This is a genomic window from Herbaspirillum sp. WGmk3 (genome assembly GCF_023952535.1).
Lineage (GTDB): Bacteria > Pseudomonadota > Gammaproteobacteria > Burkholderiales > Burkholderiaceae_D > Herbaspirillum > Herbaspirillum huttiense.
The window spans coordinates 78,938-91,108 of the sequence record NZ_JAKYWT010000007.1 but is presented as its reverse complement, the minus strand read 5'-3'; the positions used below and the strand labels follow the sequence as shown (position 1 = coordinate 91,108).

Annotated in this window: 10 protein-coding genes; 3 read left to right on the top strand and 7 right to left on the bottom strand. The window is 59.5% G+C overall.

The genetic code is table 11. The annotated features are described in order from the left end of the window. Positions 1 to 17: 17 nt before the first annotated feature. From MKD49_RS23235 to MKD49_RS23215, 5 genes are all read right to left on the bottom strand, one after another. Complete coding sequence (locus MKD49_RS23235; RefSeq protein ID WP_252697492.1) at positions 18 to 515, bottom strand: hypothetical protein; 498 nt, start codon at positions 513 to 515, stop codon at positions 18 to 20. 47 nt (positions 516 to 562) lie between these two features. Continuing rightward, complete coding sequence (gene dnaA / locus MKD49_RS23230) at positions 563 to 1,963, bottom strand: chromosomal replication initiator protein DnaA (protein WP_039782909.1); 1,401 nt, start codon at positions 1,961 to 1,963, stop codon at positions 563 to 565. Positions 1,964 to 2,360: 397 nt separating this feature from the next. Beyond that, on the bottom strand, positions 2,361 to 3,128 hold the full coding sequence (locus tag MKD49_RS23225) for a class II glutamine amidotransferase (RefSeq protein WP_039782910.1): 768 nt from the start codon (positions 3,126 to 3,128) through the stop codon (positions 2,361 to 2,363). A gap of 220 nt (positions 3,129 to 3,348) precedes the next feature. Beyond that, entirely contained in the window at positions 3,349 to 3,666 is a 318-nt protein-coding gene (locus MKD49_RS23220; RefSeq protein WP_252697491.1) for a hypothetical protein, read from the bottom strand. Positions 3,667 to 4,306: 640 nt separating this feature from the next. Then, entirely contained in the window at positions 4,307 to 4,540 is a 234-nt protein-coding gene (locus MKD49_RS23215) for a hypothetical protein (RefSeq protein WP_034330420.1), read from the bottom strand. Positions 4,541 to 4,708: 168 nt separating this feature from the next. Between MKD49_RS23215 and MKD49_RS23210 the strand changes: the two genes are divergently transcribed. Both MKD49_RS23210 and MKD49_RS23205 read left to right on the top strand, forming a co-directional pair. After that, a complete protein-coding gene (locus MKD49_RS23210; protein ID WP_034330421.1) occupies positions 4,709 to 5,668 on the top strand; it encodes a LysR family transcriptional regulator in 960 nt (319 codons plus the stop codon). A gap of 129 nt (positions 5,669 to 5,797) precedes the next feature. Beyond that, positions 5,798 to 7,834 carry an AsmA family protein gene (locus MKD49_RS23205; protein ID WP_252697490.1) on the top strand — a complete coding sequence of 679 codons (2,037 nt, stop codon included), beginning with the start codon at positions 5,798 to 5,800 and terminating at the stop codon, positions 7,832 to 7,834. Between the two features lie 829 nt (positions 7,835 to 8,663). On the opposite strand, the gene MKD49_RS23200 is transcribed toward MKD49_RS23205, so the two are convergent. Together MKD49_RS23200 and MKD49_RS23195 are read right to left on the bottom strand one after the other, a co-directional pair. After that, positions 8,664 to 8,966 carry a 2Fe-2S iron-sulfur cluster-binding protein gene (locus MKD49_RS23200; RefSeq protein WP_252697489.1) on the bottom strand — a complete coding sequence of 101 codons (303 nt, stop codon included), beginning with the start codon at positions 8,964 to 8,966 and terminating at the stop codon, positions 8,664 to 8,666. A gap of 448 nt (positions 8,967 to 9,414) precedes the next feature. Continuing rightward, on the bottom strand, positions 9,415 to 10,299 hold the full coding sequence (locus tag MKD49_RS23195; protein ID WP_252697488.1) for a LysR family transcriptional regulator: 885 nt from the start codon (positions 10,297 to 10,299) through the stop codon (positions 9,415 to 9,417). A 293-nt stretch (positions 10,300 to 10,592) separates the two neighbouring features. Here MKD49_RS23195 and MKD49_RS23190 point away from each other — a divergent pair, with 293 nt between their 5' ends. After that, positions 10,593 to 12,104, top strand: a complete 1,512-nt coding sequence (locus MKD49_RS23190) for a CoA-acylating methylmalonate-semialdehyde dehydrogenase (RefSeq protein WP_252697487.1) — start codon at positions 10,593 to 10,595, stop codon at positions 12,102 to 12,104. The last annotated feature ends 67 nt before the right edge of the window (positions 12,105 to 12,171 follow it).

Here is a 12,171-nt window from a genome sequence, read left to right as displayed (position 1 = left end):
CTCACGCACTGCTGAACTCACTTCCTGAAATACGCAACGCTCCTGCTTGTGCATGACCGGCCGCTGCCGGTCCGATACCCGTTCCCGAAGAGCTGGTGATACAGCGACCCGGCATTGTCCATCTGCGCCTGACAAACCCGGGCAGCCAGAACCACTTGGCTATACGTTTGGAACATTTGAATACTTTTACCGGAACTTGCCGGGGTTTTATTCGATGTTTCCGTGATACTTCGCGGATTTCCTGCTCCAAGGCCGGCCCTTGCGTCCGCCTGCGAAATAACGCCTTCCATTGTACCAATCATCCCCTCTTCAGAGTAGTGCGGCAGGGGGCAGGCGAGGGCGTTGGAAGGGAAAAAAGGATGGGCAACAGGCCGTGTTGTCTTTTCTTTCATATGCCGCCGAAGGCGGCTTTTTTCAATTATCCACAGGGGATTTTGGCGAAATACACCTGCGCTCTTCCGCCATGCCCTGTGGAAAAGAAATGCCGCCCGGTTCACGCTGGAAGCGGGCGGCATGTCGATTTATCCACAGGTGTTTTGGCGCCTGTGGCGTGTTGAGCGGATCAACCCTTCAGGGTCTGTTCCAGCACGTGCAGCTCGTGGTTGCATTCCGGGCTCTTGGCGCGGTCGGCGGCGATCTTGCGCACCGCGTGCAGCACGGTGGTGTGGTCGCGCCCGCCAAAGAGGTCGCCGATTTCCGGCAGGCTCTTCTGGGTCAGCTCCTTGGCCAGGTACATGGCGATCTGGCGCGGACGGGCGATGTTGGCCGGGCGCTTCTTGGAATACATGTCCGCGACCTTGATGTTGAAGAAATCGGCCACGGTCTTCTGGATGTTTTCCACCGAGATCTGGCGGTTCTGCACCGAGAGCAGGTCTTTCAGGGCTTCCTTGACCACGTCGATGGTGATGTCCTTGCCGTGGAAACGGGAGTAGGCCAGGATCTTGCGCAGCGCGCCTTCGAGCTCGCGCACGTTGGAGCGCAGGTGCTTGGCCACGAAGAAGGCGACATCGTCGGACAGCACCACGTCTTCGGCGGAAGCTTTCTTCATCAAAATCGCCACCCGCATCTCCAGCTCGGGCGGCTCGATGGCCACCGTCAGGCCGGAGTCGAAGCGGGAGATCAGGCGGTCATCCATGCCGCTGATTTCCTTGGGATAGGTATCACTGGTGATGATGATCTGCTTCTTGGCCGCAATCAGGGCTTCGAAGGCGTAGAAGAATTCTTCCTGGGTGCGGCTCTTGCCACCGAAGAATTGAATATCGTCGATCAGCAGCAGGTCCAGCGAGTGGTAGTAGCGCTTGAAATCGTCAAAGCCCTTGCGCTGGTAGGCCGTCACCACGTCGCGCACGTATTGCTCGGCGTGGATGTAGCGGATCTTGGCGCCGGGGTTATCCACAAGCACCTGGTTGCCGATGGCGTGGATGATGTGGGTTTTACCCAGACCCACGCCGCCGTACAGGAACAGCGGGTTGTAGGACGTGCCGGGGTTGTTGGCCACCTGGGTGGCCGCTGCGCGCGCCAGCTGGTTGGCCTTACCGGTCACCAGGTTGTCGAAGGTCAGCACCGGGTTGATGCGCGACTGTTCCTGACGCGGGGCGACCGCGCGCACCGGCTGGGCCGGTTCCGGATCCAGGTGCAGCTGCTCGTGGTTGGGCAAACCCAGGCCGCTGGCGCCACCGCCATTGGCTTGCGCATTGGCGGCCGGGCGGCGGCCCTGGTTGCCGCGCGGGTCCAGCACGAACTGCACTTCGGTGGGCGCGTCCCAGAACTCGCAGGCCAGCGCCGTGATGCGGTTGGCGAACTGCGTCTTGACCCAGTCCAGCTTGAAGCGGTTGGGCGCGGCGATGCGAAGCAGCCCGTCCTCGAAGTCGAGCGGGACCAGCGGCTTGATCCAGGCGCTGTATTGCTGAGGCGTCAGCTCCTGCTCAAGTTTGTGGGAGCAGGCCTGCCAGAAGTTTTCCATGAAGCTTTCTTGTCGGATGATTGCGGCGCCCGACTGCCGCGTCCAAAGGACGGGCCTGTGGACGAAGTCGTCCGGGCGCGAAACGAGGGACGCATTTTACTCCGGTAAACTTAAGTTATCCACAGGCGAACCGGCAAAAAACCCTGAAAAACTTCATCTATCCACAGGCTGCGCAGCAGCCGTCTTCATGGCATTCACGCAAAGGCGCTTGAGGGGCGGGTGATAGGGGGACAGAGTAACGCGCTTGTGGACAAGACAAGCTCATCTTTGGGGACGAGGTTTTTTGTAACAGCCTGTGCAAAACCGGAAATCGGGACGAATTCTGTCCCCGATTTCCCCTGTGGGCAACATGAACTGAAGGAAAAAACCGGCTGTGGATAAAACAAAAAGGCCGGCCTCAGTCGACCACGGCACCATCGACAAAGACCTTCATTTCACCAGTCTGATATTGGGTCCAGACTTCATTGTCGGTCAGCGGCTGGGTGACGATCACGGCCACCCGGTCATTGGTGGTGGTGACTTCGGAAAAGTCGACCGAGAGGTCCTCGTCGGACAGCTTGGCCTTGGCAAAGGGATGCTGGCGGACGATGTAATAGAGATTCGTGGAGCAGTGGGTATAAAGCGCCGAGCCATCCGAGAGCAGCATGTTGAAGGTGCCATGGCTGGCGATGCCGTCGACGATCTCGCGCAGCGCCACGCGCAGGTCGGCCAGCAAGGGCAGGGTGTCGCCGAAGCGCTTGCGCATCTCCTGCAGGATGAAGCAGAAGGCCAGTTCACTATCGGTGGTACCGACCGGCCGGAAAGGGCCGTCCAGCGTGGGGGTGAAGTTTTTCAGGTCACCATTGTGGGCAAATACCCAATAGCGGCCCCACAGCTCGCGCACGAAGGGATGGCAGTTGGCCAGCGTGACGCGGCCTTGCGTGGCCTTGCGGATATGAGCGATGACATGCTGCGACTTGATCGGATAGCGCTTGATCAGCTCGGCCACCGGCGACTCCACGGCGGCCTGGTGATCCACGAAGGTGCGCACCCCGGAGCCCTCGAAGAAGGCGATCCCCCAGCCATCGCGATGATGATCGGTCAGCCCGCCACGGGTGGCAAAGCCGGTGAAGCTGAAGACGATATCGGTGGGGGTGTTGCAGTTCATTCCGAGAAGCTGGCACATGATGTCTTGCGGTGAGGCTGTGATGATAGTCAGATGAACAAGTTATCACGATTGCCGCCGGCCATGACGCGGGCTGTGGACAAAAAAAAGCCCCGCGAGCTTGCGCTGGCGGGGCTAATCCTTCCTAAAGAGGGAGGAGGAGACACAGTACGACCTACAAAACTTCTACTACACGACCAGAAGCCGGTGGGCCTCGAACTACGGTCAGGCGGGGACTGGATCAGTCACGCGCGGCCATGTTGCGCAGTTCGGCGGCAAAACTCGGTTGGGACAGGCTGTATTCATTGGCCATGCGGTTCAGCATCATCTTGCCGCTGAACTTGTGCGCCAGGATGCGTTGCTCCAGCGACTTGCGCGGCTTGACCAGCAGCACCGCGGCTTGCGCCAGTCCCAGGATCAGCGGCTTGAACACCATCGCCAGGGTCACCAGTGCCCCCAGACCCAGCGCCGGACGGACATAAGCCGCGATCAAACCAAAGAAGGACTGCGCGAAGGGCAGGGCTGCTTCTGCGGGAAAGGCCAGGTTCAGGAAGGACATGATATTTCTACCTCTGATAATCAGGCCGCGACACGATTGCGCGGCATTCAAGTTCACTGTTGTTGCGTCGCAGTATGATGGTTGGGCCCCTGTATGACTACTTTAGAGTTCTCATATCAGTTATAGCGTTTGTGAATAAAGCGGTTCCAGCGCCCCCAATGCTTCATATCGTCCTGGAACCCGCTTCAAGCGGGAGACAAGCCGGTCATGGGCCGCCGATGCAGTCGCTTCGGCACACCTTTCTTGACGGAACCGATGCGGATTTACAACGCCGTTTGACGCCAAGCCCGTACGCGCTGAATATCTGGCATGGGGAAATCGGGCTAAACGCTCACATCCGGCCATCCGGAAATGAAGCCTGCAAAGGCAGGAAGCCCGCCGGAGGGGCTCGTAGCCGACCCACGAAAAAAAACCCCACAGGCTGAGCCTGCGGGGTTAATCCTTCCTAAAGAGGGAGGAGGAGACAACGGATCGGTGTCCTGACGCGTTGATCGAATCAGCGTCAACATAAGCGCCGTACGCGCCGGGAACTACCGAAATCCTTCACTACCGGCATCGGCCGCTCGGGGCTGATGCCAAGGTCACGCAGAAGTCATGCGCGACCGGTAAAACTTGAATCTGGTGAAGCAGAAACCTTCGATTAACCGCGCGAAGCGATGAAGCGCAGTTCAGCAGCCAGGTTCGGCTGGGTGGCTTCGAACTTGTCGGCCATGCGGTTCAGCTGGCGGGCACCGGTAGCGCGATCCTGTTCGGCGGCGACCAGAGCAACGGCTTGCAGCTCGTGGGCCTTGACGAAGTGGATGAAGATGTTGCGCATGACGGCGGCGAACTTGCTCTTGAAGGTGCTGTTGGTGCTTTGTGCGATGGTTGCCATGATTCGATCCTTGACGTTGTGTGTTATGTTGCATTGCAGTGTAGTGAACTCACATTTGTTTGCCCACTTTCCGTTTCGGATATCAGTTATATAATCTGTGAATAATCTTTCTGCCGGCGATCACCGGCGTCCATACTGCCTCTCCTTACCGCCGCAAAGGCCCGCCCTATGAGCTTTCTCACCCTGGACCTGAACCTGTTGCGCGTATTCGACGCCGTCATGACCGAGCAGAACCTCACGCGCGCCGCCAATTTGCTGGCCATGACGCAGCCGGCTGTCTCCAATGCGCTACGCCGCCTGCGCGACACCCTCAACGATGACCTGGTGATCCGCACCGCCCACGGCGTCAAGCCCACGCCGCGCGCTGAAGAACTGTGGCCGACCGTGCGCCGGGCGCTGTCCGAGCTGGAAGCGGTGATTGCGCCGGAAAGCTTCGACATCTCGCGTGCCCAGAACACCTTCCGCATGGCCATGGTGGATGCCACGGCCGCGCTGTGGCTGCCTTCGCTGGTGCGCACCATCATGCGCGACGCCCCGCGCATCAAGATCCGCATGATGCCGCTGACCACCCGCGACCCGCGCGCCATGCTGCTGCGCGGGGACATCGACCTGGCCGTCGGCTTCTTCCCCGGCGTGACCGCGCAGCTGGCCGATGGCCAAGGCATGGCCAAGAGCCAGATCAGCCATGCGCGGCTCTACACCGGGCAGTACGTCTGCGTGATGCACAAGAACCACCCGCTGGCCGGGCAGCCGCTGACGCTGGATAGCTACTGCAGCGCCGATCACCTGCTGGTGAGCCTGTCCGGCAAACCCCATGCCGTCATCGATGACGTGCTGGCGGGCATGAACCGCGAGCGCAAGATCCTGTTGACGGTGAACCAGTTCTTCACGGCCGGGCGCATCGTGGCCAGCTCCGAGCTCATCACCGTGCTGCCGCGTCACCTGGTAGCGGCCACCGGCATGGCCGAGGCGCTGGTGGTGAAGGAATTGCCCTTCCAGACCCCGGAAGAGCACGTGGACATGCTCTGGCATGAACGGGACGCCCGCAATCCCGCCCACAAGTGGCTGCGTGCGCACTTGTCTGCAACAACCCATGACGAATTCGGTCGTATCAACATGAAGCGCTGATGCAGCGCGTGCGGACAACGGCTTTCCCGATCTGACTCATCCACAGGCATCCAGGAGACAGGCGCCCGGAAAGCCCCCGTCCGCGTGCATCGGTGCCTGTTGATAACCCCAACCAGGGAAGCCGACCCGATGCCGCGCCTGACCAGAATCCTCCTTTGGCTGCTTGCCAGCCTCGTCCTCGTGATCGCCGCCGCGGTCATTTTCATTCTTACCTTCGACTGGAACCGGGCCAAGCCCTGGATCAATACCCGCGTCTCGGCCGCCACCGGGCGCGAATTCTCCATCGACGGCAATCTCTCCCTGCACTGGCAACGGCCTGAGCCGACCACGCCGCCGGCCGGCTTCTGGGCGCGCTGGGTGCCGTGGCCGCGCTTGCAGGCGGAGAATCTGCGCCTGGGCAATCCGGCAGCGTTCGCGTCCTCAGGCCAGATGGCGACAGTGCGACAAGTCACTTTCACGCTCAATCCCTTGCCGCTGCTTGTGCACAAGATTTCCCTGCCGTCGCTGGAAGTGCAGGATCCTTCAGTTTCTCTGCTGCGCAACCGCGAGGCTGTGAACAACTGGACCTTCAAGACCGATAGCAGCACTCCATCGGCCTGGCAGCTGCAGCTGGGCCGCATCAGCCTCCGCCAGGGCAAGCTGGCCCTCAACGACGCTGTGCAAAAGATCAACATCAAGGCCGACATCGACACCCTCGATCCCGACAAGGAAAAGGTCTATGGCTTGGGCTGGAAGCTGACCGGCAGTTTCAACGGCGCGCCGGTTGCAGGTGAAGGCAAGGCCGGCGGCGTGCTGTCATTGCAGGACCAGCAGCAACCGTATCCGCTGCAAGCCCAGGTGAAGGTCGGCAAGACCGCCATCGGCGTGCGCGGCACCCTGACCAAGCCGGCCGAACTGGCCGCGCTGGACCTGCGGCTGTCGATTGCCGGGGCCAGCATGGGCAATCTCTATCCCCTGACCGGCGTGCTGCTGCCGGAAACGCCGCCCTTCGCCACCGAGGGCCGCCTGATCGGCAAGATCTCCCCGGATCGCAGCGAGTGGCATTACCAGGACTTCAGCGGCAAGGTCGGCGACAGCGATCTCAACGGCAGCCTGGACTACCTGACCGGGGGCGCACGCCCGCAACTGACCGGAGCGCTGACCTCCAACGTGCTGCGCTTTGATGATCTGGCGCCACTGATCGGTGCCGACTCCAATGCGGAGAAAGCCCAGCGCGGTGCCGAGGAGCGCCAGCCCGGCGACAAGGTGTTGCCGGTCAAGACCTTCAGTACCGATGCCTGGGGCGCACTGGATGCGGATGTGCGCTTCACCGGCAAAAGCATCACGCGCCAGCAGGGACTGCCCATCAGCGACCTGCAGGCGCATCTGATCCTCAAGGACAAGGTGCTGACGCTCGATCCCCTCAATTTCGGCGTGGCCGGCGGTAACCTGACCTCCACCATCCGGCTGGATGGGCAGGCGGCACGCATGAAGTCCGAGATGAAGCTTTCTGCACGCAAGCTGAAGATTCAGAAACTCTATCCCCAGCTCGATGCCTCGCGCACCAGCTTTGGCGAGATCAACGGCGATGCGAGGCTCAGCGCGACGGGCAATTCGGTCGCCGCCATGCTGGGCTCGGCCAATGGCGAAGTGAAGACTTTGGTCAACCAAGGGGCGATCAGCAAATTCCTGCTGGAAGCGGCGGGCCTGAACGTGGGCAACGTGGTCATCAGCAAGCTGTTTGGCGACAAGGAGGTCAGGCTCAATTGCCTGGCCGGCGACTTGCCGGTGCGCGATGGCGTCATGAATGTGAAGACCCTGCTGCTGGACACCGAAGACGCCCTGATCGTGGTCGATGGCAGCATCGACATGAAGCACGAACAGCTGGACCTGAACGTCCATCCACGCAGCAAGGGCTTGCGCATCATCTCGCTGCGCTCGCCGCTGTACGTGAAGGGCAGCTTCAAGAATCCGGATGTCGGCGTGAACAAGGGTGTGCTGGCACTGCGTGCTGGCGGTGCGGTGGCGCTCGGCCTGCTGGCACCGGTAACGGCCATTCTGCCCCTCATCAATATCGATGGTGATCAGAAGGCCGAATGTGGCCAGCTGCTGGAGGAAGTGAAGAAGGCGCCGCAGGCCCCGCCACCGGGAAAATCCCTGCCGTTGAAGTCGACGCCTAAAAAATAGGCAGCCTCAAAACACCATGAAAAAAGCCGGCGGGCCAGGGGATAACTTTCCTGGCCCGCTGGCTTTTTGTGTAATTTCGGATGAGTCGCGATGCGCCTTGGCTGCTGTTGGCTTTTTTCACCTGTGGGCAAATTTCCCGAAATCCCCCTTCCTGCCCCCTGTTTCCCCCATGCCAAGGACTTAAATCGGGGTCGAATTGCCTGAAATCGGTGACATCCCGAAATTCCCTGCCTTCACGACGCGAATCCATCAATTTCCGCTCAGCCTGTGGATAAAGTTCTGAATAACTTTTTCATCGTTTGGGGAAAAGTCAAAAAGTTATCCAAAGGCGGATTTTTATCCAAGATCGGTTATGACTTCATACAGACCTTGCCCAAGGCGTTGTCCTTTTCGTAAACAGCTGATTTTTCACACGTAAACAAGGTTATCCACAACGCAAGACTGACGTTAACCATCACTACTAATTTTATAAACAGCTTAGATTTAAAGCCTAAGCGCGCGAGCTTTCGCACGCGACGCGGCTTGGTTTGCAGGCCATCAGGACCGCTACCGGCTGTGGGTAAAACAAAAGTGTTCGTGGATCAAGGCGCTTGTCGACCAGGAAAAGCTTGCTGTGCGGGTGTTTTTACAGCTGATCGTCGGCAACGGCATTGAATGGCGTCCTGGGCGACGCCGTCAGAGAGAACGCAGGGTGCAGAGCGCTGTGGAAAAGAAATCCTGCCAGCGGCCTTCGCGCCGCCTTGGGCGGCTTTTTTTATCCACAGGGAGAGGTGATCGGGGTTTGTCGGCTAAAAATCGACCGGTTCCGGGGACCGCTGTGGATAAAACATCAAGCCTTCAGGTCGACGGCGGCTGGAACGTCGAGCACCAGGTCACTTCGGGCCTCGGCCACGCAAGGCAGGATCCAGCCTTCGGCCTTTTCTTCTCGCGTCAGGCCGGGCCATTCGATCTGATAAGCGATCTCGCCTGTGAACAATTTGCACATGCAAGTCCGGCAAGTGCCATTCCGGCAGGAATTCGGCAGCCGGATGCCGGCGCGCAAGCCTGATTGCAACACCGAGAGTCCGGCAACTTGTTCAAATTGCAAACCCGAAGGCTGAATTGCGATCAGGAAAGGTTTTTTGGAGTCCATGCCGTAATTTTGCGGGGTTTGGGGGTGCCTGTGGATAAGTCTCTGCATATCCACTGGGCGTTTTGGGTATATCTCGCCGATTTATCCACGGCCGAATTTTTGTCCAGAATCTGTGCCTCGATAATGCAGAAGCTTACCAAGCGTTTATCAGAAAGCTAAAGTCTTGATTTTTTTCGTGTAAACCGAGTTATCCACAGTTTTTGGCGACGTTAACTACTACTACTACTTATATATATCCACATCTGAATTAAAGAACCGAAAGCGCGTGCGCAGTGGACGTCTTTCCAAAAAATCGGCTTTCAACCCCAAAAACCGCACCAAAAGGCCTTGGCAAGCTCCTGATACGGATGAAAAGTCCTTTAGGTTCGGCAGGAAGAAGGAGATTTCTGAAAGATATTGCTTTAATGCAAGCAATTGAGATGTCAATGCGGCAACTTTCTAGTCGCGCTCAGTTCTGCCAGACTTGTTGCAGCAGTTGGAAAACCGCCTTGATCGCTGCTTCATGTTGTCGTTTTTCCAATGCAATGAAGCTGAGTTCAGTCGACAGTTCGACCGCATCTGCAATGACCAAGCCATGCGCGTGAGCCTGGTTGAGCGCGATCGATTCGCGCGCCAAGGACAATCCCACCCCCGATTTCACCAGATCCAGCATCGATGATTCCTGGTCAACCAAGGCTACAGTCTGTGGTTTTATCTGATGTTGAGCGAAGATCTTGCTTAATAGACGATGATGTGCGGATTCTGGCGGCGTCCAGATCCACGGCAACCGCGCCAGTTCCTTCCATCCCTTGCCCGAGACGCGGTTCTTCCAGCCCGCGGGCGCGATGACGTTGTAGCTGAACGAGGTCAGCGTCATCGCATGAAAACCTTTGCCGGGGTCACCCAGGAAGAATCCCACGTCCAGATGGCCAGCCCGGACTTCATTGAGGACCGATCCCGACATGTGATGCGCCAGCTGAGTCGACAATTGCGGATGGCGCTCGACCAGCAACTTCAGGAAAGCGCCTAGCCGGATGAACTCCGGATCCAGGATCGTGCCGATGGCCAATGTCCCGGACACGATATTTTCACTCGATCGCAAGTCGGTCGCGTGCCGCCGTAAAGCCTGGACATCGGACAGGACGCGCTCGGCCAGCGGCAACAAAGTGTTGCCCTCGGCGGTGAGGACCATGCCGGATGCACTCCGATTGAACAATGCGATGCCAAGACTTTCCTGCAAGGCCTTGATCTGCAAACTCACTGCGGGTTGGGTGAGATACAGTTTTTCAGCGGCCCGGGTCAGGTTACCCTCATGGGCGACTGCGATAAATGCGCGTAACTGGGTCAGATCCATCGTCTTCTCCCGCAATTGATCCTTCTTCTTCACGATCCTGGATGTGGATAAACCCGTGGATATCCCTGTGACCAGGCTGTGAGGATCTTGTGGGTAGCGTGTGTACAAGAAAGTCCAGATTATAAGCAATCTTTATATTGCTCTTGATAATTCCTCATTGGATGTCCGGCGGGTGGGCGACTATTCTTGCTCATCCATGCCATGGGTCCGTCGGGGTGACGGACTGGCCAGATTGCAGGAGGGAGCAGGAGACAGCGCCTTCCACCTTCATTGAAAACACCAAAGGAAACCTTATGAGCCTCCCGCACATCGATCACTTCATCAATGGCCAGATTTCCCGCTCCGAGAGCGGCCGCAGCCAGGATGTCTTCAATCCGGCCACCGGTGCTGCCACCGCCAAGGTGTCGCTGGCCTCGGTGCAGGAAGTCAATGCGGCCGTGGCAGCCGCCAGTGCGGCTGCGCCGGCCTGGGCCGAGACGGCTCCCTTGAAGCGGGCGCGGGTGCTGTTCAAGTTCAAGGAGCTGATCGAGCAGAACCACGATGCGCTGGCCAAGGCCATCACCCTGGAGCACGGCAAGGTGTTTTCGGATGCGAAAGGGGAGGTCACGCGTGGCCTGGAGATCGTCGAATTCGCCACCGGCATCCCGCAATTGCTCAAGACCCAGTTCACCGACAACATCGGCGGCGGCATCGACAATTGGAACCTGCGCCAGCCGCTGGGCGTGACGGCCGGTATCACGCCGTTCAACTTCCCGGTGATGGTGCCGCTGTGGATGGCGCCGATCGCCATTGCGACCGGCAACAGCTTCGTGCTCAAGCCCTCCGAGCGCGATCCTTCCCCTTCGCTGATGCTGGCTGAACTGTTCAAGCGCGCCGGCCTGCCGGATGGCGTCTTCAACGTGGTCCAGGGCGACAAGGTGGCCGTGGATGCGCTGCTGGAGCATCCGGACGTGCAGGCAGTGTCCTTCGTCGGTTCCACCCCGATTGCCGAATACATCTACCGCAAGGCCACCGAGCGTGCGGGCACCTTCCCGCTGCGTGCACAGGCCCTGGGCGGTGCCAAAAACCACCTGGTGGTGATGCCCGACGCCAACCTGGAACAAGCCGTCGATGCCCTGATCGGTGCGGCCTATGGGTCGGCCGGCGAGCGCTGCATGGCGATCTCGGTGGCGGTGGCCGTGGGCAGCGTGGCCGACAAGCTGGTGGACGCGCTGATCCCGCGCGTGAAAGCGCTCAAGGTCAAGAACGGCATGGAAGACGACGCCGAGATGGGCCCGCTGGTCACCGCCGCCCACAAGGCCAAGGTGGAGGGTTACATCCAGAGCGGCGTGGATGCCGGTGCCAAGCTGCTGGTCGATGGCCGCGGCCTGAAGGTGACGGGCCATGAGGAAGGATTCTTCATCGGCGGCACGCTCTTCGACAATGTCACGACCGAGATGAAGATCTACCAGGAAGAAATCTTCGGTCCGGTACTGTGCGTGGTGCGCGTTCCGGACTTCGCGTCGGCTGTGCAACTGATCAACGCGCATGAGTACGGCAATGGCGTCTCGCTCTTTACGGCCGACGGCAATACCGCGCATGAATTCTCGCGCCGCATCCAGGTCGGCATGGTGGGCATCAACGTGCCCATCCCGGTGCCGATGGCCTGGCATTCCTTCGGCGGCTGGAAGCGCTCGCTCTTCGGCGATACCCATGCCTATGGCGAAGAGGGCATTCGCTTCTATACGCGCTACAAGTCCATCATGCAGCGCTGGTCGGCCACCATCGGCAAGGGGGCTGAGTTCACCATGCCGGTGGCGAAGTAAGCAGGGCGCCGGCCGCCTCTTGCCGTGGCAGGGGGCGGCGGCAGACGACAAGATCACAAGAACAAGC